Origin of the sequence: Streptomyces sp. NPDC059895 (genome assembly GCF_042731035.1) — a bacterium.
In the GTDB taxonomy this organism is placed as follows: Bacteria; Actinomycetota; Actinomycetes; order Streptomycetales; family Streptomycetaceae; genus Streptomyces.
In genome coordinates, this window is the sequence record NZ_JBHWKO010000034.1 from 25,775 (window position 1) to 49,756 (window position 23,982).

The following is a 23,982-nucleotide window of genomic DNA, read 5'->3' on the forward strand; positions in this document are numbered from 1 at the left end:
CGCGTCGGGAGCCGGGTCGGGCGGCGCCGCGGCCGCCCGGATTCCGGGCCGGTGCGGCGCGGCGCCTCAGCCCTCCCGTGGCGCCGTCGTCTGCTGCCGGTCGGCGCCGAACCCGCGCCGCCAGGCCAGGGACACGTACACCAGCGCCACCAGGACGGGGACCTCGATCAGCGGGCCGACCACCCCGGACAGCGCCTGGCCGCTGGTCACCCCGTAGGTGGCGATGGCGACCGCGATGGCCAGCTCGAAGTTGTTGCCGGCCGCGGTGAAGGCGAGGGTCGCGGTGCGGTCGTAGGCGAGACCGATCGCCTTGCCCAGGCCGAACGTGCCGAACCACATCACCGCGAAGTAGACCAGCAGCGGCAGGGCGATGCGGGCCACGTCCAGCGGACGCGAGGTGATCGTCCTGCCCTGGAGGGCGAACAGGACGACGATCGTGAACAGCAGGCCGTACAGGGCCCACGGACCGATCCTGGGCAGGAAGCCCGCCTCGTACCGCTCGCGGCCCAGCCTCCGCTCGCCGAGGCGGCGGGTCAGGAACCCGGCGAGCAGCGGGACGCCCAGGAAGACGACCACGTTGACGGCGATCTTCCACAGCGGGACGGCGAGGTGCTGGCCGTCGCCCAGACGCAGCAGGCCGGGCAGCAGGTCGAGGTAGAACCAGCCCAGCAGGCCGAACGCCACCACCTGGAAGACCGAGTTGAGCGCCACGAGGACGGCCGCCGCCTCACGGTCGCCGCAGGCGAGGTCGTTCCAGATGACGACCATGGCGATGCAGCGGGCGAGGCCGACGACGATCAGGCCGGTGCGGTACTCGGGCAGGTCCGGCAGGAAGATCCAGGCCAGCGCGAACATCACCGCGGGCCCGACGATCCAGTTGACGGCCAACGACGCGGCCATGAGCCGTCTGTCGCCGGTGACGGCGTCGAGCCTGTCGTAGCGGACCTTGGCCAGGACCGGGTACATCATGACCAGCAGGCCGACGGCGATCGGCAGGGAGACACCGCCGATCTCGACCGCGGCCAGGGCGTCGTCCAGTCCGGGAACGACCCTGCCCAGTCCGAGGCCCACCGCCATGGCGACGAGGATCCAGACGGCGAGGAAACGGTCGAGCGTCGACAGCTTCGCGACGACGGAGGCGGTGGACGCCGACGTCCCGGTGGACCCGGCCGGTCCGGCGGACCCCGCCGGTCCAGCGGACGCCGGCGTATCGGCCCGGCTCACAGGCAGGCCCTCTTGGTGCCGGCGGCGGCGCGGGCGGACTCGGCCAGATCGGCGAACCGGCCGGCGAGACCGGCGATGACGTCCGGGACCAGCCGGTAGTAGGTGTACCGGCCGCACGGCTCCGTCTCCACGACCCCGGCCTCGCGCAGTACGCGCAGATGGTTGGAGAGGTTGGTCTGCCTCGCGCCGGTCTCCTCGATCAGGTGCGTGGTGCAGAGCGTCTCCCGGGCGAGCAGGGTGACGATCCGGAGGCGGAGCGGGTCCGCCAGGACCCGCATCAGATCAGTGTCGACCGGCGTCTTCATGGACTGATACTTTCACATCAGTCCTGACTGATACCAGCCCACGCTGATCCGATCCGATCCGCCGCGTGAAGGAAGAACCCATGCCCTCCAGCCGCCCGATCGCCTCCGTGCTCTTCGTCTGCGTCCACAATGCCGGGCGGTCGCAGATGGCCGCCGGGTTCCTCTCCCACCTCGCGGGCGACCGGGTCGAGGTGCGCTCCGCCGGCTCCCTGCCGGGCGACCGGGTCAACCCGGCCGCGGTCGAGGCCATGCGGGAGGTGGGCGTCGACATCGCCGGCGCCGAGCCGAAGATCCTGACCACCGAGGCCGTTCGGGCGTCCGACTACGTCATCACCATGGGCTGCGGCGACGCCTGCCCGGTCTTCCCCGGCAGGACGTACCTCGACTGGGCCCTGGAGGACCCGGCGGGCCGGGGTGTCGAGGCCGTGCGCCCCATCCGGGACGAGATCAGGAGCCGCGTCGAGACCCTGATCGCCGAGATCGACGCCCGACCGGGGGCGTGACCCGCCCGGCGCGGAAGGCGTCAGCCGCGCATCGGAGGCATGACCCGCGTCAGTGCGGCGGGCGCCCTGGAAGACGAAGCGGCGCCCGGGTCCGCCGAAGCCGACCCGGGCGCCACGCGGCGGGTCGGAGGCCGTACCCCCGACCACCGTCCGTAGGACCCTACTGCGAGGCCGGACACCTCGGCGTCTCCTTCGGCAAGCCCAAGACCGCGTCCGGCGAGGACCGCGTCGTCGACCTCGACGAGGGCACCGTCGGCGCCCTGCTCGCCCATCAGCTACGACAGCAGACCGAACGGCAGCAGTGGGGCGAGGCGTACGCCGATCACGGACTCGTGTTCGCCCGCGAGGACGGGAAGCCCCTGCGCCCCGACGACGTCACCAAGCTGTTCGGCTCCCTGGTCGACGAGGTCCGGTTCGACGACGACGCGCACCTTCCCGACGAGCAGCGCCGGCGACTGCGTCGGGTGCGGCTGCACGACCTGCGCCACGGCCAGGCGTCGCTCATGCTGGCCGCCGGCGTCGACCTCGCGATCGTGTCCAAGCGGCTCGGCCACAGTTCCATTTCGATCACGTCGGACACGTACTCGCACCTGCTCGGCGGAGTCGGGCGGGACGCTGCGGACCGCGCCTCGGCCCTCGTACCGCGCGCCCGCAGGACCGCGCCGGACGGGCCAGCAGCGGGCCAGCGTGACCACTTGGTGACCACCTCAGCCGAGAATCCAGCCGCCGAGCAGACCGCCGGAACGACGGAACCCCCGTCGACGCAGGTCAACGAGGGTTCCGACCCCGAGGGGTCCGGTAGGCCCTGTGGGACTCGAACCCACAACCAATGGATTAAAAGTCCACTGCTCTGCCAATTGAGCTAAGGGCCCAGGCGATGTTGCCACCCTGAGCATAGCCGGAGGAGACCGTGTCTCCGATCGGGTATCGGGGACACACGGCCCTGCCGGAGGCGGAGAAAGGTCACGGATCCGTCGTTTCGGCCACCGACCGCGCTCCGGCGGCCTCGCCGGCGGCCGTGTCGACGGCCGGGTCGGTGGGGTCGTCGGACCGCAGGAACCAGTGCCGGGCGGAGGCGATCCACCAGGCGGCGGCGAAGCCGAGGACGACGAGGACGGCGACGGGGGCGTAGTTGAAGGTCTCCCAGGTGACCGGCGAGACCTGGGGCAGCATGAACAGGACGGTGATGACGGCCACCCAGGCCACCGACACCACCCCCACGGCCCGGGACCACCGGCCCAGGTGCCAGGGCCCCCGGTCGAAGGCGTCGCCCTTGCGCAGCCGCAGCAGCGTGGGGATGACGTAGGCGATGTAGAGGCCGATCACGGCGATCGAGGTGACCGCCGCGTACGCCGTCACGTTGATCAGGTACGGCAGGCCGAGGAGCAGGGCGCCGCCGGCCGCCAGCCAGACCGCCGCGACGGGCGTGCGGGTGACGGGGTCGACGGTGCGCCAGATGCGGGAGAAGGGCAGGGCGCCATCGCGGGAGAAGGCGTAGATCATGCGGCTGTTGGCCGTCACGGAGGCCATGCCGCAGAAGAGCTGCGCGCCGATCACCACGAGCAGCAGCAGTTTGCCCGCCGTCGCGCCGAGCGCGTCGAGGAGGATCTGGGCGGGCGGTGCGCCGGTCGGGGAGGTGAGGGCACCCTCGTAGGACTGGATGGCGAAGGTGAAGCCGAGGAGGAGGACGAAGCCGGCGATCCACGACGTCCAGATGGACCGGACGATGCCCTTCGGCCCGGCCGTCGACGCGTCGCGGGTCTCCTCGGTCATGTGGGCGGAGGCGTCGTAGCCGGTGAAGGTGTACTGGGCCATGAGGAGGCCGAGCAGGACGACGTACGCGCCACTGCCCCAGCCCGTGTTGTCGACGAACTCACCGAAGACGAAGGACGCCGACCGGTGGCGGTCGGGGACGACGGCGAGCGCGCCGACGATGACCGCCACGCCGATCACGTGCCACCACACACTCACGCTGTTCAGCAGGGCGACGAAGCGCACGCCGAAGGTGTTGAGCAGGCCGTGCAGCACCAGGATGCCCGCGAAGAGCAGGATCGTCCGGCCGGGCGTCACCTCGAAGCCGAACTGGAGATTCAGGTAGGCGCCGAGGAAGGAGGCGGCCCCGAAGTCGATGCCGGCCGTCACGGCCACCTGGCCGAGCACGTTGAACCAGCCCGTGAACCAGGCCCAGGCCGCGGCCGTCCGCGGGGGAGCCAGGCGGTGGGCCCAGAAGTACAGGCCGGCCGAGGTCGGGTACGCCGAGCAGATCTCGGCCATCGACATCCCGACGAAGAGGGTCATCAGGCCGACGGCGATCCAGCCCCAGGTGATCACCGCCGGGCCGCCGGTGTTCATGCCGAACAGGTACAGCGTCAGACAGCCGGACAGGACCGAGATGATCGTGAACGAGACCGCGTAGTTGGAGAACGCCGACATGCGGCGGGCGAGGACCTGGGTGTAACCGAGCTGGGCCAGCCGTTCCTCGTCGGACGGGCCACCCGCTCTGACGTCATCTGTCATGCCCCCAGCAATTCCCCCACCGGGGGCGTGACACACGCCACAACCTGACCGGAAGCAGGCCCCGCCCCGCACGGGAAAACGCCGTGGCCCCCACCGAAGAGTCGGTGGGGGCCACGGCGTTCACTCACACGGGCCGCTGCGGTCAGCCGTTGCGCTTCCAGCGCGGCTTGTCCTCGCGGCGCCCGAAGGAACCGCCGCCGCGGTGGTCGTCACGACGGCCGTTGGGACGGTCGTGGCCACCGGCGCGGAAGCCCGGGCGGTCGTCCCGGCGTTCACGGTTGAACGGACGGTCGCTGCCCCGGTGACCGGCGCGCTCGTCACGGCCGCGGAAGCCACCGCGGTCGTCACGGCGCTCGAACGGACGGCCACCGCGGTCGTCACGGTTGAAGCCGCGCCCACCGTCACGGTCCCGGTCCCGGTCGAACGGACGACGGTCGTCACGACGCTCGAACGAACGGCCCGCCCGGTCGTCACGACGCTCGAAACCACGCCCACCGCGGTCACGGTCCCGGTCCCGGTCACGGTCCCGGTCGAACGGACGACGGTCGTCACGACGCTCGAACGAACGGCCGCCCCGGTCGTCACGGTCCCGGCCGAAACCACGGTCACGGTCCCGGTCACGGTCACGGTTGAAGCCACCACGGTCACCGCGGTCGCCACGGTCACCGCGGTCGTCCCGACGGAACCCGCCGCGGTCGTCCCGACGCTCGAAGGAACGCTCCCGGTCCCGCTCGAAGGGCCGCCGCTCCCGCCGCTCGTACGACGACGAAGCCGCCGCCCGCTCCTCACGACCGCCCCGGTCACCCCGGTCACCCCGGTCGATGTCCCGCGCGGCCGGCTGCTCCGGCACCGAGACCTCGGCCACCACCGGCGCCTCTACGGCCTCCACGGCAGCCGCCTGCGCCACGGCCACCGCCGCCTCGGGGTCCTCGCCCCGCTCACGGGCGACCCGGGCGACCAGCCGGTCGGCCTCCTCCCGCAGCTCGGCCGCACGGCGCTGCGCACGCTCCAGCTCCTTGGTGAGCTGGGCGACCTCACGCTCGGCCTGCTGCGCGGCGTTGCCCGCCGACTCGGCCTGGACCTCGGTCATCGACCGGGCACCGGTGATCTCGGCGACCTCCGGGTCGAAGGCCGCACCGCCCTGGATGATGTGACGCCCGGCGTCGACGCCGGCGTCCTCCATCAGGCGGAAGATCTGCCGGCGCTGGTGCGGCAGGGACAGGGAGACGACCGTGCCCGTACGGCCGGCGCGCGCCGTACGGCCGGCGCGGTGCAGGTAGTCCTTGTGGTCACCGGCCGGATCCACGTTCAGGACCAGGTCGATGCCGTCGACGTGGATGCCGCGCGCGGCGACGTCCGTCGCGACCAGGACGTTGACGTACCCGTCCTTGAAGTCGGCCAGGGTGCGGGTGCGCGCGCCCTGGGTCATGCCGCCGTGCAGCGCGTCCGCCTTCACGCCCGCCTCGCGCAGCTGCTCGGCGACCCGGTCGGCGCCCAGCTGGGTGCGGACGAAGATGATCGTGCGGCCCTTGCGGGAGGCGATCGCGGCCGTGACCGGCGCCTTGTCCTTCGGCTTCACGATGAGGATGTGGTGCGACATCGTCGTGACGGCGCCCTGGGCGGCGTCGACCTCGTGGCTGACCGGGTTCTTCAGGTACCGGTCGACGAGGGTCTTGATCTCGTTCTCCATGGTCGCGGAGAACAGCATCCGCTGACCGCCCGCCGGGACCTGGTCCAGCAGCTCCGTCACCTCGGGCAGGAAGCCCAGGTCGGACATCTGGTCGGCCTCGTCGAGAACGGCGATCTGCACGTTCTCCAGGGAGCAGGCGCCCCGGTTGATGATGTCGCGCAGCCGGCCGGGAGTGGCGACCAGGACGTCGACGCCGCGTTCCAGGGCGTAGATCTGGTTGCCCATCGACGTACCGCCGCAGACGACCTTCATCCGCAGGCCGAGGACGTCACCGTACGGCTGGAGCGCGTCGGCGACCTGCATCGCCAGCTCACGCGTCGGGGTCATGATGACCGCGCGCGGCTTGTGCTTCTCGGTGCGGCCGCCGGCCAGCGTGGCCAGGGTCGGCAGTCCGAAGGAGAGGGTCTTGCCGGAGCCGGTGCGGCCACGGCCGAGGATGTCCTTGCCGGCCAGGGCGTCCGGGATGGTCGCCGCCTGGATCGGGAAGGGGGTGGTCACGCCGTTCTGCGCGAGCTTGCGCACGACGCCCTCGGGCAGACCCAGGTCCGCGAAGGTCATCTGGGGCGCCTCGTCGGCGTCGACTACCTCGACGACCTCGACGAGCTCGGCCGCCTCGACGGTCGCGACGGCCTGGGCGGTCTCGACCGCCTCGGCGGCCTCGACGTTCTCGGGCACGACGACGTGATCAGAACTGGAAATGGACATGCGTATGCGAAACCTTCCGGAGTCTCGTCGGCACGCGCCCGTCAACTCCGTGATTCGCAATACGACCGCCTCAATGCGGTCAGCCACGGCAAGGGAGAGTACGCGCCACACGGCGCGCTCTGCGGTGGCGCCGGGCAAATGGGATCAAACGATCTACCACCATACGCACCCACCACCCCCGAAGGCAAACCGAACCCCGTAGACGTGGGTCACACACGGCCCCGGACAAGGGCCACCCACCCTCGCGCCGCCGACCACCCACCCGCCCCCTGCCCCGACACCCCCCGCCTCCGGCGGCGCCAGAACCCCCGACACCCACGCCACCTACACCGGCGACCCCGCCTCCGGCGCCGGCTCCCGTTCCACCAACTGCGGCAACGGCTCCTCGTGCGCCGACGACGACGGCTCCGCGACCGTCGGCTCGGGCGACGGGGACGGCGGTGGCGGCTCGGGCGACGACGGCGGCTCCGGATCGGCCGACCGGGAGGGCGTGGGCTGCTCCTTCGGCGGCTCCGGGTCCCCCGGCTTCTCGCTCCGCCCCGGCAGCGCCCCCGGCGAGGCCGCGGCGCTCGCGCCGGGCGACGCGGAGGAGACCGAGGGAGCCGGCGACCCGCCCGGCCCCACCTTCCCGTCACCCTTGCCGTGCCCGCGCCCGCCGTCGCCGCCGGCCGCGCCGAACCCGTGGCCGCCGACCGGCCCGGCGGGACCGCCGCCCGCCGCCTCACCCCCCTGGCGCCCCGCCGAACGCGACGGCTCGGCCCGGGCCCCCTCCTCGTCCCCCACGCTCATGCAACCGGCGGCCGCGGCGACGGCCATGACCGTGACGGCCAGGCGAACGGGTACGTACAAGGGGCGCACGGGCCACCTCCGGAAGCAGACACAGGAGTCAACCTCCCCAACTCCCGCCGCCCGCAGGAGGACACGCGCCCCGCACGCCCACGGCTCAGCCGTACCCCAGCGCGTGCAGCCGGGCGTCGTCGATCCCGAAGTGATGCGCGATCTCGTGCACGACGGTCACCTCGGTCTCCTCCACGACCTCCTCGCGCGTCTCACACATCCGAAGCGTGGGCCCCCGGTAGATCGTGATCCGGTCGGGCAGCACGCCCGCGTACCACTCGCCGCGATCCGTCAGCGGAGTCCCCTCGTAGAGCCCGAGCAGCTCGGGATCGTCCGCCGGCGGCTCGTCCTCCACGAACACGGCGACGTTGTCCATCAGCCGTGTCAGCTCCGGCGGGATCCGGTCCAGCGCCTCGGCGACCAGTTCCTCGAACTCCTCGCGCGTCATCTCCAGCACAGGCTCATTCTCCGGCACGACACCGCCGTACGAGACACACGAACGGCCCGCATATCCGGGGGCGCACTTGGGCATACGGGATCAATGGTCCGCGTCCGCGCCCGCCTCCCCACCGCCCTGAACCCCATGAACCGCCCGAACCGCCGAAACCACCGCCGAAACCGCCGCCGCTCCCCCCGCACGACCCCCGAACTCGCCGGCCGCCCCCGCCCCTGGGCCCGCGCCTTCGGCCTCACCTCCGTCGTCCTCCTCGGCGCCTGGCTCGGCCTGCTGGTCGTCGGCGACGTCCGCGCACCCGTCGGCCCCATGAACACGACGATGACCCTGCGCCCCTCCTTCACCGGCGGCACCAAAATCAACGTCTCTCCCCTGGGCGCCCTCCACCTCGACAGCCACACCGCCCCCGTCCGCCTGGACGTCAACGTCGACCAGCTCGACCCCACCCGCGCCCAAGCCCTCGTGGACCACCCCGAACGCCTCTCCGGACTCCAGGACGAGATCGCCCGCGACGTCGGCCACGGCACCCTCGACCTCGCCGCCCGCTCCTGCGTCGCCGTCGTCACCGGCGCGACCGCCCTCGGCCTCGCCGTCTACCGCCGCCCCCGCCGCGCCCTCGCCGCCGGCGGCCTGGCCCTCGCCCTCCTCACCGCCTCCGGCGCCACCGCGTACGCCACCTGGAACCCCAAGTCCGTCCTCGAACCCCGCTTCTCGGGCCTGCTCTCCTCCGCCCCGTCCCTCGTCGGCAGCGCCCGCAGCATCGTCACCGAGTTCGACGTCTACCAGCGCGAACTCGCCCGCCTCGTCACCAACGTGACCAAGCTCTACGACGCGACCTCCACCCTCCCCGCCTACCAGCCCGACCCCACCACGGTCCGCGTCCTGCACGTCTCGGACATCCACCTCAACCCGGCGAGCTGGAAGATCATCGCCTCACTCGTGGAGCAGTACAAGGTCGACGTCATCGTCGACTCCGGCGACACCATGGACCACGGCACCGCGGCCGAGAACGGCTTCCTCGACCCCATCGCCGACCTCGGCGCGCCGTACGTCTGGGTGCGCGGCAACCACGACTCGGCCCTCACCCAGCGCTACCTCGACGGCATGAAGAACGTCCACGTCCTCGACGACGGCCACGCGGTCACCCTCGCGGGCCTGCGCTTCGCCGGCATCGGCGACCCCCAGTTCACCCCCGACCGCTCCACCGCCCCGGGCGGCAAGAACGTCCAGGAAGCGGCCGGCGACCGCCTCGCCGCCGCCCTGCGTACCCAGCGGGCCGCGGGCACCCCCGTCGACGTGGCCGTCGCCCACGAACCCTCCGCCGCTCGCCGGACCGACGGCGAGGTCCCCCTCGCCCTGGCCGGCCATCTCCACCACGCCGACATGGAGATCCTGGAGAAAGGCACCCGGCTGCGCACGGAAGGCTCCACGGGCGGCAGCGGCCTGCGCGCCGTCGAAGGGAAGTACCCCGACCCCATCGAGGCGTCGATCCTCTACTTCGACCGCGACACCCGCCGCCTCCAGGCCTGGGACGCGATCAAGCTGGGCGGCCTGGGCCTGACGACGGCCGAGGTCAGCCGCCACCTCCCCAAGGAGAACCAGCCGGGAGCCACCCCCTCTCCCACCCCTTCCCCCACGTCCACCGCCACCCCTTCCCCCACCCCCTCCGGCACCGCTCCGTAAACCGTTTTGGCGATCCCTCCCGCCATCCCATATGCTTCTCACGTCCCCGACGCGCTGAGAAGCGCCCAGGCGGGCCGATAGCCCTCATCGTCTAGCGGCCTAGGACGCCGCCCTTTCAAGGCGGTAGCACGGGTTCGAATCCCGTTGGGGGCACGCAACATCGTGTGCGACACTGTCGTACACAACAGCTTGGTCCTGTGGAGCAGTTTGGAGTGCTCGCCACCCTGTCAAGGTGGAGGCCGCGGGTTCAAATCCCGTCAGGACCGCTGAGATTCCCTTGGGAATCTCGTGGCTGGGTAGCTCAGTTGGTACGAGCGTCCGCCTGAAAAGCGGAAGGTCGCCGGTTCGACCCCGGCCCCAGCCACAGCGAAAGGGCCCCGATCTTCGGATCGGGGCCCTTTTTCGTGTCGGCCCTTTTTCGTGTCCTGGTTCGATCGCCTCGACGAACGGGCTTCAACTCGACGAACGGGCTTCACCGCGGCATACGGCGATCACCTCGGCATACGGCGATCGCGTGGCTCCGGCCGACGGTGTCGCGTCGGCCGATGGTGTGGGACGCGTGGGACGCGGGGCCGTCGGGGGCAAAAGCGTTCGCCACGATTTTCTCCGGGATGAGATCCTGGATCGCGTATGTCTACGCACCCTGCCCCCGCCCTGGGCGCCCTCGCCCCCCGCCTGGCCGAGCTGTCCCTGCGTGACGCGCACCGGCTCGGGCGCAGGCTCGAAGGCGCGCGCAAGATCCGCAAGCCGGAGGCCCGGGCCGCTGTCCTCGCCGAGATCGAGGCCGAGGTCGCCCAGGCCGAGGAGCGGATGGGAGCGCGGCGCGCCCGTGTGCCCGCCGTGACCTATCCGGAGCAGCTCCCCGTCAGCCGGCGGAAGGACGTGATCGCGGACGCCATCCGTGATCACCAGGTCGTCATCGTCGCCGGTGAGACCGGGTCCGGTAAGACGACCCAGATCCCGAAGATCTGCCTGGAGCTGGGGCGGGGCGTGCGCGGGATGATCGGGCACACGCAGCCCCGGCGGATCGCCGCCCGGACCGTCGCCGAGCGGGTGGCCGACGAGTTGCGGACGCCGCTCGGGGAGGCCGTCGGCTGGAAGGTGCGTTTCACCGACCAGGTGAACCCGGACGCCACCTTCGTGAAGCTGATGACGGACGGCATCCTGCTCGCGGAGATCCAGACCGATCGCGAGCTGCGCGCCTACGACACGATCATCATCGACGAGGCCCACGAGCGGTCCCTCAACATCGACTTCCTGTTGGGCTATCTCGCCCAGTTGCTGCCGCGCAGGCCCGACCTGAAGGTCGTCATCACCTCCGCGACCATCGATCCCGAGCGGTTCTCCCGGCACTTCGGGGACGCGCCGATCATCGAGGTCAGCGGCCGGACGTATCCCGTGGAGGTGCGCTACCGGCCGCTCCTGGAGGAGGACTCCGAGGACGCCGACCGGGACCAGATCACCGCGATCACCGAAGCCGTCGAGGAGCTGATGGGGGAGGGGAGCGGCGACATCCTCGTGTTCCTCTCCGGCGAGCGGGAGATCCGGGACACGGCCGACGCGCTGGAGAAGAAGAAGTACCGGTTCACCGAGGTGCTGCCGTTGTACGCCCGGCTGTCGCACGCCGAGCAGCATCGCGTCTTCCAGCCGCACACCGGGCGCCGGATCGTTCTGGCGACGAACGTCGCCGAGACCTCTCTGACCGTGCCGGGCATCAAGTACGTCATCGATCCCGGTTTCGCCCGGATCAGCCGCTACAGCCATCGCACCAAGGTGCAGCGGCTGCCCATCGAGCCGGTTTCGCAGGCCAGCGCCAACCAGCGCAAGGGCCGCTGCGGACGGACCAGCGACGGTATCTGCATCCGGCTGTACTCCGAGGACGACTTCACCGCCCGCCCGGAGTTCACGGACGCGGAGGTCCTGCGCACCAACCTGGCCTCCGTCATCCTTCAGATGACCGCGGCCGGTCTCGGCGACATCGAGAAGTTCCCGTTCATCGACCCGCCGGACCACCGCAACATCCGGGACGGTGTGCAGTTGCTCCAAGAGCTGGGCGCGCTCGATCCGGAGCAGAAGGATCCGCGCAAGCGGCTCACCCACACCGGCCGGAAGCTGGCCCAGCTGCCCGTCGACCCGCGGCTGGCCCGGATGGTCCTGGAGGCCGAGAAGAACGGCTGTGCCCGCGAGGTCATGGTGATAGCCGCCGCGCTCTCCATCCAGGACCCGCGGGAGCGCCCCGCCGACAAGCAGACCCAGGCCGACCAGCAGCACGCCCGCTTCCGCGACGAGACGAGCGACTTCCTCGCCTACCTCAACCTGTGGCGGTATGTCCGCGAGCAGCAGAGGGAGCGCGGTTCGTCGTCCTTCCGGCGCATGTGCCGGCAGGAGTTCCTGAACTTCCTGCGCATTCGCGAATGGCAGGACATCTACACCCAGCTCCGTACGGTCGCCAAGCAGATGGGCATCCACCTCAACGAGCAGGACGCCTCCGGCGACAGCGTTCATGTCTCCCTCCTCGCCGGCCTGCTGTCCCACGTCGGGATGAAGGACGTGAAGGACGGCAGCAAGAACGAGTACCTGGGCGCCCGTAACGCCAAGTTCGCGATCTTCCCCGGCTCGGCGCTGTTCAAGAAGCAGCCGCGGTTCGTGATGTCGGCGGAGCTGGTGGAGACCAGTCGGCTGTGGGCCCGGGTCAACGCGAAGATCGAGCCGGAGTGGGTCGAGCCGCTCGCCGGGCATCTGCTGAAGCGGACCTACAGCGAGCCGCACTGGGAGAAGGATCAGGCGGCGGTGATGGCGTACGAGAAGGTGACGCTGTACGGCGTGCCGATCGTCGCGCAGCGGAAGGTGAACTACGGGCGGATCGAGCCCGAGGTCTCCCGGGAGCTGTTCCTGCGCAACGCCCTGGTGGAGGGCGACTGGCGCACCCATCACAAGTTCTTCGCCGACAACCGCAAGCTGCTCAGCGAGGTCGAGGAGCTGGAGAACCGGGCTCGGCGCCGGGACATCGTGGTCGACGACGAGACGCTGTTCGACTTCTACGACCAGCGGGTGCCCGAGCATGTGGTGTCCGGCGCCCACTTCGACTCCTGGTGGAAGCGCAAGCGGCACGAACAGCCCGATTTCCTGGACTTCGAGCGGGAGATGCTCATCCGGGAGTCGGCGGAGGCGGTCACCAAGGCCGACTATCCGGACGTGTGGCGGCAGGGGCAGCTGAGGTTCGCGGTCACGTACCAGTTCGAGCCGGGGGCGGACGCGGACGGGGTGACCGTGCACATCCCGCTGCAGGTGCTCAACCAGGTGACGGACGAGGGTTTCGACTGGCAGATTCCCGGTCTGCGGGAGGAGGTCGTCACGGAGCTGATCCGCTCTCTGCCGAAGCCGATCCGCCGGAACTACGTGCCGGCGCCGAACTTCGCCAAGCGGTTCCTGGACCGGGCGGTGCCGCTGGAGGGGCCGCTCACCACGGCGATGGCGCGTGAGCTGAAGCGGATGGTCGGCGTGCCCTTCGAGGCGGACGACTTCGACTGGTCGAAGATTCCCGACCATCTGAGGATCACTTTCCGGATCGTCGACGAGCGGCGCCGCAAGCTGGCCGAGGACAAGGATCTCGAGGTGCTGCGGCTGCGGCTGAAGCCGAAGGCCCGCGAGGCCCTCTCACAGGCGGCCGCGGCCACTGCCGAGCGCCGGGGTGGTGAGTCCCTGGAGCGTTCGGGCCTGTCCGACTGGACGATCGGCTCGCTCAGCCGTGTCTTCGAGACCCGCCGGGCCGGCCAGCCGGTGAAGGCGTACCCGGCGCTGGTCGACGACGGCGACACCGTGTCCGTGCGCCTCTTCGACACGGAGGCGGAGCAGGCGGAGGCGATGTGGAAGGGCACGCGCCGGCTGATCCTGCGCAACATCCCGGTCAATCCGGCGAAGTTCGCGAGCGATCGCCTGACCAACGCTCAGAAGCTCGCTCTGTCGGCGAATCCGCACGGTTCCATCCAGGCGCTGTTCGACGACTGTGCGATGGCGGCGGCGGACCGGCTGATCGGCGACTTCGGGGGACCGGTGTGGGACGAGGAGTCGTACCGGAAGCTCTACGACAAGGTGCGCGCGGAGATCGTGGACGTGACCGTACGGACGGTCGGCCAGGTGCAGCAGGTGCTGGCCGCCTGGCAGGCCTGTGAGCGGCGCCTGAAGACGGTGCGCAGCCCCACGCTGCTGGCGAACCTGACGGACGTGCGCAAGCAGCTGGACGCGCTCGTGCGGCCGGGTTTCGTGACGCAGGCGGGGCTGCGCCGGCTGCCGGATCTGATGCGGTACCTGGTGGCCGTGGACCGGCGGCTTCAGCAGATGCCGACCAACGTCCAGCGGGACACCACCCGTATGGAGAAGGTCCACGAGATGCAGGACGAGTACGCGTGGCTGCTGGAGCAGCTGCCCCAGGGCCGCCCGGTGCCGTCCTCCGTCCTGGACATCCGCTGGATGATCGAGGAGCTGCGGGTCAGCTATTTCGCCCACGCGTTGGGCACGGCGTACCCGGTCTCCGACAAGCGGATCGTGAAGGCGATCGACGCGGCGGTGCCGTGACGGTTCCTGTGCGGAGGGTGAGTTCGACCAAGGGGCTCGCCCTCCTGTACAGTCCTTCTCGCAGCACAGCGCAACACCGAGTGCCGCGAAACCTGGTCCTGTGGAGCAGTTTGGAGTGCTCGCCACCCTGTCAAGGTGGAGGCCGCGGGTTCAAATCCCGTCAGGACCGCAACATCGAGAGCCCGGGTCTTCGGACCCGGGCTCTCGTGTGTGCCGGGGCCGGGGCCGGGGCCGGGGCCGATCGCAGGGCGCGGGGCCGTTCCGGCCCGGTTCGGGAACCCCGTACGGCCTCAGTGTCGCCGTGCACGCGCCGCGCTCCCTTGACGGCGTCACATTCACCCGGTACCCCAGAGTTCAGGGCTCTGTTCCCCGCGTGGACCTCTCGGAGGTGGCGTATGGCGGCATCGGCCAGGCACGAGACGCGGGCGTTGCTCCGTGCGCATCTGTCGGCCGCGTCGTCCTACCGACATCGGACCCGCCACTGCCCGATCTGCCACCGTCTGCTGCGGCTGGCGATGGACGGCGCTCCACGGGCCGCCCAGGCCCCTCAGGAGGCCGGCGAGGGGGACGCCCCGTCGACGTGACGGCGGGCGGAACGGCGCGCACGTCGGCGCCGCGGGACCGCGATCGCGCCCCCGCGGCGCATCGGGGGCGGGGCCGCGCGCGGACCTCGGACGGAACCGCGTTCGGGACCGTCGGCGCTCAACGCCCGTACGGGCGTGGGCTGCTGGGGCGCGAGGCGGAGTCCGCGGTTCCTCTAGCGCAGACGCGGCGACGCCGACAAGGCCGGTGGCATGTGACGGGTGTCACCGCATGAGTTTCCGAAACTCGGGTTCTTACCCGTCTCCTACAACCGGTCAATTTAATATGTGCAATTGCACCACTGTGGAGGATGCCGTCCACAACCCCCGCGCAACCCTCCCAGAGACTCCCCAGACTCGGACAAGGCCACTCACAGAGCCGGCTGCTAGACAGGCGCGGACGCACAAAAAAAGATCGCGCTGGACCCGGCGGAGTCCAGCGCGACCGACGACGTACCGTGTGGGCGAGGAGCCTGTTGGGGCAGGCCCACGTCGTGTGGAGCAGGTGGTTCGGGCGTTCCGGCAGGTTGGGGGACCTGGCGTTTCGCCCGGTTATTCAGTTGTTCAGGCCTCGCTGCGCTGCTGCGGGATGCCCGCCAGCAGGGCGCGGACCTCGGCCTCGCGGTAGCGGCGGTGCCCGCCGAGCGTGCGGATCGACGTGAGCTTGCCGGCCTTCGCCCAGCGCGTGACCGTCTTCGGGTCCACGCGGAACATGGTGGCGACCTCAGCCGGGGTCAGCAGCGGCTCAGCATCAGGGGTGCGAGCGGTCATGAGCGGCCTCCTCGGGAGAACCGAACCTTCTCGGTTCTTTCCTCTAAATTCTGCACCTTGACCCGCGTTGCCCGAAATGGCGGACGCGAGTCGAGTCGGTTATAGGACGAACGGCTTGTCCTCGGCACTACAACTACACCATCTGTCCAGCCGCGTCGGCCAAACCGATGGAATTGCCCCCCAGGTGTTCATCGGCGACGGAAGCCGATGGACCGTGCCATAGCGGACAGTCACGCCAGTGTGACGATCAGTCACACGGCGATCAGGAGTCACCAGACCCCCCAAAGCGTGCAATGCTGAGATCCCGCCCACGGAGGAACACAAGCGGACGGAGGAGCCCTCCCCGGACTCCTTGTCCTATTTTGGCACGAGGGGGGGCAAGCGGCGCAAGGGCCCCGTACGTGCGGTCCATCACCCTTGGCGGTTCTTGCGGCCATACGCCCGGATCGGGGCCGGCGCCCGGATCGGCCCGACACCCCGTCAGTTCCGTGAGGTGCGGTCGACCGTACGCTGTTCGAAGCCCTGACGGCCGTGACGCACGTCACTCAGGGACCGCTTGTCGTATCTGTCACACCGTCAGTTCGCCGAGCGCCGGTGCCGCACCGACCGCCAGCGCTCCACGAGCCGGGCGTACGCCTCGCCCGCCGCCGCGCCGTCCCCCCGCCGCAGGGCGTCGATCCCCGCGGCGACGTCGGCCGCCGAGTGGTCGTTCTCCAGGTCGCCGGCCGGCAGGGCGTGCACCAGGCCGCCGTAGTCCAGCTCGACCAGCGCGCGCGGGTGGAACTCCTCCAGCCAGCGCCCCACGTCCACCAGGCCGTCGATGAGCGGCCCCTCGCCCATGGCGTCCCGCAGGGCGCGCAGCCCCCGGGCCACCCGGCGGCGGGCCTGCACCATGGGGGTGCGGTAGCGCAGCACCGGCGGCAGCTCCGCCGTCCCCTTGTCCCACTCGCGCTCCTCGTCGCGGACGAGCACGAACCAGTGCAGCGGGATCTGCCAGGCCGCCGTGCGGATCCAGGGGCGGGCGTCGGGGTTGCGGGCGAGCCAGCGCTCGTAGTCCTGGGCGGCCTGGAGGCGGACGACCGGGGGCAGCACCGCGTCCAGGACCGGTCCGGGCAGTTCGTCGCCCAGCTCCTCCAGGGCCTGCCAGCCGCGCAGCCGGGTGCGCCAGGGGCAGACGCAGACCACACCGTCCACGTCGAGCACGAAGGCGTCCCCGCTCTCGTGCACCGGGACCGCGACCGGCGGGGTGGGCAGCAGGTCGGACAGTGAGCGGCGCAGCTCGTCCTGGTAGGTGGGGCGGGCGGGGCGGCGGGCGTAGCGCTCCCAGTGGGAGCGCTCCGGTTCCGGGAAGGCTGCCAGCGGCTCGTAGACGCGCAGATAGACGGCGTACGGGACGATCACCGAGGGCACCTGGGACACGCCTCCTCCCTCCCCCTCCGGCCGTGTGGGAAACCTTCCGGCCCGCCCGGGCGGGGGCCGGAAAACCTGCAAATCGTCCCACGGCCTTACTCCGCAAGAAGGTGATCCGCAGCACCACGCGTGCGGCGGCGCGCCCAGGCTCTACGCTCGTCCCACAGGCCCCGCCACCCGTACGGGAGCCCTTGTCCCGACCGCCGCTAGTTACCCAGGAGTCACCACCGTGACCGACGTATCCGGCGCCTCCTCCGACGTCCTGCACACCCTGTTCCACTCGGATCAGGGAGGTCATGAGCAGGTCGTGCTCTGCCAGGACCGGGCCAGCGGTCTGAAGGCCGTCATCGCCCTCCACTCCACCGCCCTGGGCCCCGCGCTCGGCGGTACGCGCTTCTACCCGTACGCGACCGAGGGGGAGGCCGTCGCCGACGCCCTGAAACTCGCGCGCGGGATGTCGTACAAGAACGCCATGGCCGGGCTGGACCACGGCGGCGGCAAGGCCGTGATCATCGGCGATCCCGAAGTGATCAAGACCGAGGAGCTGCTGCTCGCCTACGGCCGTTTCGTGGCCTCGCTCGGCGGCCGGTACGTGACCGCCTGCGACGTCGGTACGTACGTGGCCGACATGGACGTCGTGGCCCGCGTGTGCCGCTGGACGACCGGCCGGTCGCCGCAGCACGGCGGGGCGGGCGACTCCTCCGTCCTGACCGCCTTCGGCGTCTACCAGGGCATGCGGGCCTCCGCCCAGCACCTGTGGGGCGATCCGTCGCTGCGCGGCCGCACGGTCGGTATCGCGGGCGTGGGCAAGGTCGGCCGCCACCTGGTGGAACACCTGCTGACGGAAGGCGCCCAGGTGGTGATCACTGACGTGCGCCAGGAAGCCGTGTGGCGGATCGCCGACGAGCACCCTTCGGTGGGCGTGGTCGCCGACACCGAGCGCCTGATCCAGATCGAGGGGCTCGACATCTACGCCCCCTGCGCGCTGGGCGGAGCCCTCGACGACGACTCGGTGCCGGTCCTGACCGCCGCGGTCGTCTGCGGCGCGGCCAACAACCAGCTCGCCCACCCGGGCGTCGAGAAGGACCTCGCCGACCGCGGGATCCTCTACGCGCCGGACTACGTGGTGAACGCCGGCGGGGTCATCCAGGTCGCCGACGAGCTGCACGGCTTTGACTTCGAGCGGTGCAGGGCGAAGGCGGCGAGGATCTTCGACACCACGCTCGCCATATTCGCGCGTGCGAAGGCGGACGGGATTCCGCCGGCCGCGGCGGCCGACCGCATCGCCGAGCAGCGGATGCACGAAGCGGCCCGGGCGGGCGGGCGGTGAGGCGGAGGGAACGGTTCCGCTGACGGCCCGAGGCGCCCCGTCCCCGCCCTCGCCCCTGGTTTGCCGGTACCGGCCGGTGGAAAGTTAGAGAGAACTCTCACTCTTCCCGGCGGGTCGTCCGCCGATAAGTGGTTAAAATCGCCACTGACCAGCGAGGACGGGGCGCCTCGGAGGCTCTGTGCACACGCGCGTGCCACGGGCGACGTACCGTATGGGTGCGGGCTCAGGTACCGTGGAAGCCCTACGGACCGGCCTCTCCGCGGAGAGTCCGTTCCGGACCATGAACGCGTGTCAAGACTCTGGGGCCGTCGAGCCCCGTCGTTGAGGGGGTCGAGCCATGGGGCGCGGCCGGGCCAAGGCCAAGCAAGCGAAGGTCGCCCGCCAGCTGAAGTACAACAGCGGCGGGACGGATCTCTCACGCCTGGCCGAAGAGCTGGGCGCATCGTCTCCGAACATTCCGCCGAATGGCGAGCCGTTCGAGGACGATGAGCAGGACGACGACCTCTACAGCCGGTACGCCGACCTGTACGAGGACGACGACGAGGACGAGGACTCCTCGCAACAACACCGTCGCGGCGCTTGACCTTGTACTGAGCACCCACCCGGTCGGTGACTTCGGTCATCGACCGGGTCTTGTGCTGTCCGCACGGTTCCGCGGGCTCCCCCGGGCCCGCGGGTTCCGCGAGGGTCAGCCGGCGTAGTCCCCGACCAGGGTGGCGCCGCCGGTGTGGTCGCCGCGCTCGGTGATCTCGCCCGCGACCCAGGCGTCGACCCCGCGGTCGGCCAGTGTCGCCAGGGCGACGTCCGTCGACTCCGGCGGGACGACCGCCAGCATGCCGACGCCCATGTTCAGGGTCTTCTCCAGCTCCAGCCGCTCGACGTTCCCGGTCCGGCCGACGAGGTCGAAGACGGGGGCGGGCGTCCAGGTGGAGCGGTCGACGGTCGCGTGCAGTCCGTCCGGGACGACCCGGGCGAGGTTGGCCGCGAGCCCGCCGCCGGTGACATGGCTGAAGGCGTGGACCTCGGTGGTGCGGGTGAGGGCCAGACAGTCCAGCGAGTAGATCTTCGTCGGCTCCAGCAGTTCCTCGCCGAGGGTGCGGCCGAGGTCCTCGACGTGCGCGTCGAGGGAGAGGCCGGCCTGGTTCAGCAGGACGTGGCGGACGAGGGAGTACCCGTTGGAGTGAAGGCCGGAGGACGCCATGGCGATCACCGTGTCACCCGTGCGGATGCGATCGGCGCCCAGCAGGCGGTCGGCCTCCACGACGCCCGTACCGGCGCCGGCGACGTCGAAGTCGTCCTCGCCCAGCAGGCCCGGGTGCTCGGCCGTCTCGCCGCCGACCAGGGCGCAGCCGGCCAGCACACAGCCCGCGGCGATGCCCTTGACGATGGCGGCGACGCGCTCGGGGTGGACCTTGCCGACGCAGATGTAGTCGGTCATGAACAGCGGCTCGGCGCCGCACACCACGATGTCGTCCATGACCATGGCGACCAGGTCGTGGCCGATGGTGTCGTAGACGCCCAGCCGGCGGGCGAGGTCGACCTTGGTGCCGACACCGTCCGTGGCGGAGGCGAGCAGCGGACGCTCGTAGTGCTTGAGGGCGGAGGCGTCGAAGAGGCCGGCGAAGCCGCCGAGGCCGCCGAGGACCTCGGGGCGCTGCGTCTTCTTCACCCACTCCTTCATCAGTTCGACCGCGCGGTCGCCCGCCTCGATGTCGACGCCGGCAGCCGCGTAGGAAGCACCGGGAACACCGGTACGGGTCTCAGACATTGCCTGGGATCTTTCGGGTTGGTGATACGTACGAGGCCTACGGGCGGCGGATCGCGTCGGACGCGGCCGTGGCGGCCGGGCCCGCGGCCAGCTCCGTCTCCAGGAGCTGCTTGCCCAGCAGCTCGGGGTCGGGGAGCTCCATCGGGTACTCGCCGTCGAAGCAGGCGCGGCACAGGTTCGGCTTGGCGATGGTGGTCGCCTCGATCATGCCGTCGATGGAGATGTACGCCAGGGAGTCGGCGCCCAGGGAGGTGCCGATCTCGTCGATCGACATGCCGTTGGCGATGAGCTCGGCGCGGGTGGCGAAGTCGATGCCGAAGAAGCAGGGCCACTTCACGGGCGGCGAGGAGATCCGGATGTGGACCTCGGCGGCGCCGGCCTCGCGGAGCATGCGGACCAGGGCGCGCTGGGTGTTGCCGCGCACGATCGAGTCGTCGACGACGACCAGGCGCTTGCCCTTGATGACTTCCTTCAGCGGGTTCAGCTTCAGGCGGATGCCGAGCTGGCGGATGGTCTGCGAGGGCTGGATGAAGGTCCGGCCGACGTACGCGTTCTTGACCAGGCCCGCGCCGAAGGGGATGCCGGAGGCCTCGGCGTAGCCGATGGCGGCCGGGGTGCCGGACTCCGGGGTGGCTATGACCAGGTCGGCCTCGGCCGGGGCCTCCTTCGCCAGGCGGCGGCCCATCTCCACGCGGGAGAGGTACACGTTCCGGCCGGCGATGTCGGTGTCGGGGCGGGCCAGGTACACGTACTCGAAGACGCAGCCCTTGGGCTTCGCTTCCGCGAACCGGGAGGTGCGCAGGCCGTTCTCGTCGATGGCGACGAACTCGCCCGGCTCGATCTCGCGGACGTAGCTGGCGCCGCAGATGTCGAGGGCGGCGGACTCGGAGGCGACGACCCAGCCGCGCTCCAGACGGCCGAGGACCAGCGGGCGGATGCCCTGGGGGTCGCGGCCGGCGTAGAGGGTGTGCTCGTCCATGAAGACGAGCGAGAAGGCGCCCTTGACCTGCGGGAGGATCTGGTGGGCGGCCTCCTCGATGGTCAGCGGCGTGCCGTCCTCGCCGACCTGGGCCGCGAGAAGCGCGGTGAGCAGGTCGGTGTCGTTGGTCGCCGCCACACGCGGGGTGCGGCCCTCCTGCTTGGGCAGGTCGGCCACCATCTCGGCGAGCTGGGCGGTGTTGACGAGGTTGCCGTTGTGGCCGAGCGCGATCGAGCCGTGCGCGGTGGCGCGGAACGTCGGCTGGGCGTTCTCCCACACGGAGGCGCCGGTGGTCGAGTAGCGGGCGTGTCCGACCGCGATGTGACCCTGGAGCGAACCGAGCGAGGTTTCGTCGAAGACCTGGGACACGAGGCCCATGTCCTTGAAGACGAGGATCTGGGAGCCGTTGCTGACCGCGATTCCCGCGGATTCCTGGCCCCGATGCTGGAGGGCGTAGAGCCCGAAGTACGTGAGCTTTGCGACCTCTTCGCCCGGAGCCCAGACACCGAAGACGCCACACGCGTCCTGGGGGCCTTTCTCACCGGGGAGCAGATCGTGATTGAGTCGACCGTCACCACGTGGCACGTCTTCGAGTGTAGGCGAGATCGACCACTGGTCCGAATTGGGGATACTTGCCAGTAACTCGATCACGCCCTGGAGGCCCACTTCGAGATCGATTCGTTTGCGCAGGTCAGGTCGGTGCGGGGGCGATCGGTTCAGCTTCCGGGAGCGCTCCCGTGGCGGCCGGGCGGGGGCTTGTTCCCGTGATGCGAGTGAGGTGTCGCACATCAATCGGCCGCTCGCGCGTCAGGACATCAACGGCAGCAGCGCCGTGAGGTCCGACCGCTCCCCGCTCGCGCTCACCCGCGCGTCCTCGACGGCGTCCTTCCAGGTCAGCCGCCCGGTCGCCAGCCGCAACCAGGTCAGCGGGTCGGTCTCGACGACGTTGGGCGGCGTGCCCCGGGTGTGCCGGGGGCCCTCGACGCACTGCACGACGGCGTACGGCGGGACGCGCACCTCCGTCGCGCCGCCGGGCGCCTTGACGGCGAGGGCGTCGGCGAGGAGCCGGGTGGCCGCGGCGAGGGCCTGGCGGTCGACGGGGACGTCCAGGCCGGGCACGGCGGCGTTAAGGTCGTCGGTGTGGACGACGAGTTCGACGGTGCGGGTGACCAGGTAGTCGGCCAGCGGGAGCGCGCCGGCGTTGGTCTGGAGCAGCCGGCCCGCCGGGTGGGCGTCGAGCAGCTCCCGCAGGCGCCGGTCGATGTCGGTCAGGTAGGTGACGAGGTCGGGGTGGCTCTCGGCGACGCCCCGGGTGAAGTCGTCGATGGCCGGGGCGTCGGCGGCGGTGGCGAACGGCCAGTCGAGGAGCACGGCGTCCTGCCGTGCCGGTTCCGGCTTGTCGAGCGCCCGGTGCACGGCCGTGACCGCCATCCCGATGTGCGCGACCAGCTCCCGTACGGTCCAGTCGCCGAGCCGGGTCGGCAGCGCGAGCTGCTCGGGCGTGAGGGTGCCGGCCGCATGCCGTACGGCGCCGAGCTGGGCCAGTACGGCGGTACGGATTCTGGCCGGGTCGTAGGTCCGGGTGCGCTTCTTGGCCGGGGGCATGGCGGTGAGCCTATGCCCTGGCGGCAGGGGTGTTCAGGGCTTTTCCGAGCGGTGGTTCAGGGCTCTTGCGACCGGTGGTTCAGGGCTTTTCCGAGCGGCCGTTCAGGGCGTTCCGAGACTGCCGTTCAGGGCGTTCCGAGACGGCCGGCTCGTCGGCGGTTCACGGTTCGGGGTCGGCCGCGACCGCCGTCACGGTCCCGCCGTCCGCGCCGGTCAGGGTGAGGGTGCGGTGGTCCAGGCGGTAGGCGACGGTGCTGTCGAAGAGGCTCAGCAGGCGCCGTTCGGTGCTCATGAGCGGGGCGGCGCACAGCTTCCGTGTGGTGGACGGGGCGCCCAGGGTGACCCGGCCGTCGCGGACGGTCGCCGAGGCGTTCACGGTGTTGCAGCCGAGGCTGCCGCCGACCTTGCCGTTCTTGTCGAAGGTGAGGTGGGGTTCGGCGCCGCCGGGGAGGGACTCGGCCGCGCCGTCCGCGGCACCGAGTGCGGTGACCTTCCAGCGCGTGCCGTGCAGCGGGGCGGCCGGCTCCTCGGTGAGCCGGACGGTGTCGCCGTCGTCGGTGGTGAGGGTCAGCCGGCCGTCCTCCACGGCCGCCGTGAGGGTGCCGTCGGCGAGCGTGCGGGCGAGGGTCGTCTCGACGGCCGTGGACTGCCCCTCGCAGGCCATCTCGGTCGCCGCGGTGTCGCTGAACCGGAGCCGGTCGCCGTCGAAGTCGGCGCGCGCGCTGAAGTGGTTGCATCCGTAGCTGCCCTGCGCCCGGCCGCTGTCGTCGATCCGTACGGTGGCGCCCGCGGGTGCCTCGTGGGTCGTGCCCCCGACGGTGACGTCGGCGACCTTCCAGTGGACGCCGGTCACCCGCTCCCCCACGCCGACGGAGCCGCTGCCGCCGGTCGTCTCGCTTCCGCAGGCCGCCAGGAGCGGGACGAGAGCCGCCGCGGCGGTGAGGGTCAGTCGCTGCTGCTGCGTGGACATGTCGGTTCGACGGGGCGAGGGGGCCGATCGGTTCCCCTCGTCCGGGACGCGGGCCGCGTCCGGGGGCGGCGTGCC

At 71.0% G+C, this 23,982-nt stretch carries 18 protein-coding genes, 5 tRNA genes and 1 pseudogene; 11 read left to right on the top strand and 13 right to left on the bottom strand.

Annotated elements, in window-relative coordinates:
* Positions 1-66: 66 nt before the first annotated feature.
* The gene (arsB, locus tag ACFV9M_RS30090) at positions 67-1,224 is read right to left on the bottom strand and encodes an ACR3 family arsenite efflux transporter (protein WP_385071412.1); all 1,158 of its coding nucleotides are present in this window, start codon (positions 1,222-1,224) and stop codon (positions 67-69) included.
* Complete coding sequence (locus tag ACFV9M_RS30095) at positions 1,221-1,529, bottom strand: ArsR/SmtB family transcription factor (RefSeq protein WP_385071415.1); 309 nt, start codon at positions 1,527-1,529, stop codon at positions 1,221-1,223. Before ACFV9M_RS30095 ends, arsB begins: the two co-directional genes overlap by 4 nt.
* Positions 1,530-1,609: 80 nt before the next feature.
* Between ACFV9M_RS30095 and ACFV9M_RS30100 the strand changes: the two genes are divergently transcribed.
* Both ACFV9M_RS30100 and ACFV9M_RS30105 read left to right on the top strand, forming a co-directional pair.
* Positions 1,610-2,032, top strand: coding sequence for an arsenate reductase ArsC (locus ACFV9M_RS30100; protein ID WP_385071417.1), 423 nt, complete (start codon positions 1,610-1,612; stop codon positions 2,030-2,032).
* Positions 2,029-2,565 (top strand): annotated as a pseudogene (locus ACFV9M_RS30105) (hypothetical protein); the annotation flags it as partial. The gene ACFV9M_RS30100 and the pseudogene ACFV9M_RS30105, both read left to right, overlap by 4 nt.
* Before the next feature lie 266 nt (positions 2,566-2,831).
* Here ACFV9M_RS30105 and ACFV9M_RS30110 read toward each other — a convergent pair.
* The 5 genes from ACFV9M_RS30110 to ACFV9M_RS30130 form a co-directional block, all read right to left on the bottom strand.
* Positions 2,832-2,904 (bottom strand) — tRNA-Lys (locus ACFV9M_RS30110).
* Between the two features lie 91 nt (positions 2,905-2,995).
* Positions 2,996-4,549: an amino acid permease gene (locus tag ACFV9M_RS30115; RefSeq protein WP_385071419.1), complete on the bottom strand. Its 1,554-nt coding sequence runs from the start codon at positions 4,547-4,549 to the stop codon at positions 2,996-2,998.
* Positions 4,550-4,691: 142 nt separating this feature from the next.
* The gene (locus ACFV9M_RS30120; protein WP_385071422.1) at positions 4,692-6,944 is read right to left on the bottom strand and encodes a DEAD/DEAH box helicase; all 2,253 of its coding nucleotides are present in this window, start codon (positions 6,942-6,944) and stop codon (positions 4,692-4,694) included.
* Positions 6,945-7,268: 324 nt separating this feature from the next.
* Positions 7,269-7,802: a hypothetical protein gene (locus ACFV9M_RS30125; RefSeq protein ID WP_385071424.1), complete on the bottom strand. Its 534-nt coding sequence runs from the start codon at positions 7,800-7,802 to the stop codon at positions 7,269-7,271.
* A gap of 85 nt (positions 7,803-7,887) precedes the next feature.
* A complete protein-coding gene (locus tag ACFV9M_RS30130; RefSeq protein WP_003999986.1) occupies positions 7,888-8,238 on the bottom strand; it encodes a metallopeptidase family protein in 351 nt (116 codons plus the stop codon).
* Positions 8,239-8,322: 84 nt separating this feature from the next.
* On the opposite strand from ACFV9M_RS30130, the gene ACFV9M_RS30135 reads away from it, so the two are divergent.
* The 7 genes from ACFV9M_RS30135 to ACFV9M_RS30165 all read left to right on the top strand — a co-directional run bounded on the left by ACFV9M_RS30135 (position 8,323) and on the right by ACFV9M_RS30165 (position 15,077).
* Positions 8,323-9,918: a metallophosphoesterase gene (locus tag ACFV9M_RS30135; RefSeq protein WP_385071427.1), complete on the top strand. Its 1,596-nt coding sequence runs from the start codon at positions 8,323-8,325 to the stop codon at positions 9,916-9,918.
* A gap of 80 nt (positions 9,919-9,998) precedes the next feature.
* Positions 9,999-10,071, top strand: a tRNA-Glu gene (locus ACFV9M_RS30140).
* Positions 10,072-10,109: 38 nt separating this feature from the next.
* Positions 10,110-10,184 (top strand) — tRNA-Asp (locus tag ACFV9M_RS30145).
* A 24-nt stretch (positions 10,185-10,208) separates the two neighbouring features.
* Positions 10,209-10,282: transfer RNA gene (locus ACFV9M_RS30150), tRNA-Phe, on the top strand.
* 266 nt (positions 10,283-10,548) lie between these two features.
* Positions 10,549-14,493, top strand: a complete 3,945-nt coding sequence (gene hrpA, locus ACFV9M_RS30155) for an ATP-dependent RNA helicase HrpA (RefSeq protein ID WP_385071429.1) — start codon at positions 10,549-10,551, stop codon at positions 14,491-14,493.
* 94 nt (positions 14,494-14,587) lie between these two features.
* Positions 14,588-14,662, top strand: a tRNA-Asp gene (locus ACFV9M_RS30160).
* A 226-nt stretch (positions 14,663-14,888) separates the two neighbouring features.
* Entirely contained in the window at positions 14,889-15,077 is a 189-nt protein-coding gene (locus ACFV9M_RS30165; protein WP_385071432.1) for a DUF6274 family protein, read from the top strand.
* Between the two features lie 561 nt (positions 15,078-15,638).
* Here the strand turns inward: ACFV9M_RS30165 and bldC are convergent.
* Together bldC and ACFV9M_RS30175 are read right to left on the bottom strand one after the other, a co-directional pair.
* Entirely contained in the window at positions 15,639-15,845 is a 207-nt protein-coding gene (bldC, locus tag ACFV9M_RS30170) for a developmental transcriptional regulator BldC (RefSeq protein WP_003949541.1), read from the bottom strand.
* Between the two features lie 576 nt (positions 15,846-16,421).
* Positions 16,422-17,264, bottom strand: coding sequence for a hypothetical protein (locus ACFV9M_RS30175; RefSeq protein ID WP_385071435.1), 843 nt, complete (start codon positions 17,262-17,264; stop codon positions 16,422-16,424).
* A 220-nt stretch (positions 17,265-17,484) separates the two neighbouring features.
* On the opposite strand from ACFV9M_RS30175, the gene ACFV9M_RS30180 reads away from it, so the two are divergent.
* Both ACFV9M_RS30180 and ACFV9M_RS30185 read left to right on the top strand, forming a co-directional pair.
* The gene (locus tag ACFV9M_RS30180) at positions 17,485-18,585 is read left to right on the top strand and encodes a Leu/Phe/Val dehydrogenase (RefSeq protein WP_385071438.1); all 1,101 of its coding nucleotides are present in this window, start codon (positions 17,485-17,487) and stop codon (positions 18,583-18,585) included.
* A gap of 337 nt (positions 18,586-18,922) precedes the next feature.
* On the top strand, positions 18,923-19,168 hold the full coding sequence (locus ACFV9M_RS30185) for a DUF3073 domain-containing protein (protein WP_385071441.1): 246 nt from the start codon (positions 18,923-18,925) through the stop codon (positions 19,166-19,168).
* A gap of 105 nt (positions 19,169-19,273) precedes the next feature.
* On the opposite strand, the gene purM is transcribed toward ACFV9M_RS30185, so the two are convergent.
* The 4 genes from purM to ACFV9M_RS30205 form a co-directional block, all read right to left on the bottom strand.
* Positions 19,274-20,353, bottom strand: coding sequence for a phosphoribosylformylglycinamidine cyclo-ligase (gene purM / locus ACFV9M_RS30190; RefSeq protein ID WP_385071444.1), 1,080 nt, complete (start codon positions 20,351-20,353; stop codon positions 19,274-19,276).
* 37 nt (positions 20,354-20,390) lie between these two features.
* Positions 20,391-21,917 (bottom strand): amidophosphoribosyltransferase, encoded by a 1,527-nt coding sequence (purF, locus tag ACFV9M_RS30195; protein WP_385071446.1) that lies wholly within the window; start codon positions 21,915-21,917, stop codon positions 20,391-20,393.
* A 222-nt stretch (positions 21,918-22,139) separates the two neighbouring features.
* A complete protein-coding gene (locus ACFV9M_RS30200; RefSeq protein WP_385071449.1) occupies positions 22,140-22,937 on the bottom strand; it encodes a sterol carrier family protein in 798 nt (265 codons plus the stop codon).
* Between the two features lie 160 nt (positions 22,938-23,097).
* Positions 23,098-23,907 (bottom strand): META domain-containing protein, encoded by an 810-nt coding sequence (locus ACFV9M_RS30205; protein WP_385071452.1) that lies wholly within the window; start codon positions 23,905-23,907, stop codon positions 23,098-23,100.
* Between the last annotated feature and the right edge of the window lie 75 nt (positions 23,908-23,982).

Coding starts and splice junctions, on each gene's coding strand:
- ACFV9M_RS30095 (WP_385071415.1), bottom strand. CDS start 1,529: ATGAAGACGCCGGTCGACACTGATCTGATGCGGGTCCTGGCGGACCCG.
- ACFV9M_RS30100 (WP_385071417.1), top strand. CDS start 1,610: ATGCCCTCCAGCCGCCCGATCGCCTCCGTGCTCTTCGTCTGCGTCCAC.
- ACFV9M_RS30115 (WP_385071419.1), bottom strand. CDS start 4,549: ATGACAGATGACGTCAGAGCGGGTGGCCCGTCCGACGAGGAACGGCTG.
- ACFV9M_RS30120 (WP_385071422.1), bottom strand. CDS start 6,944: ATGTCCATTTCCAGTTCTGATCACGTCGTCGTGCCCGAGAACGTCGAG.
- ACFV9M_RS30135 (WP_385071427.1), top strand. CDS start 8,323: ATGGTCCGCGTCCGCGCCCGCCTCCCCACCGCCCTGAACCCCATGAAC.
- hrpA (WP_385071429.1), top strand. CDS start 10,549: ATGTCTACGCACCCTGCCCCCGCCCTGGGCGCCCTCGCCCCCCGCCTG.
- ACFV9M_RS30165 (WP_385071432.1), top strand. CDS start 14,889: ATGGCGGCATCGGCCAGGCACGAGACGCGGGCGTTGCTCCGTGCGCAT.
- bldC (WP_003949541.1), bottom strand. CDS start 15,845: ATGACCGCTCGCACCCCTGATGCTGAGCCGCTGCTGACCCCGGCTGAG.
- ACFV9M_RS30185 (WP_385071441.1), top strand. CDS start 18,923: ATGGGGCGCGGCCGGGCCAAGGCCAAGCAAGCGAAGGTCGCCCGCCAG.
- purM (WP_385071444.1), bottom strand. CDS start 20,353: ATGTCTGAGACCCGTACCGGTGTTCCCGGTGCTTCCTACGCGGCTGCC.
- ACFV9M_RS30200 (WP_385071449.1), bottom strand. CDS start 22,937: ATGCCCCCGGCCAAGAAGCGCACCCGGACCTACGACCCGGCCAGAATC.
- ACFV9M_RS30205 (WP_385071452.1), bottom strand. CDS start 23,907: ATGTCCACGCAGCAGCAGCGACTGACCCTCACCGCCGCGGCGGCTCTC.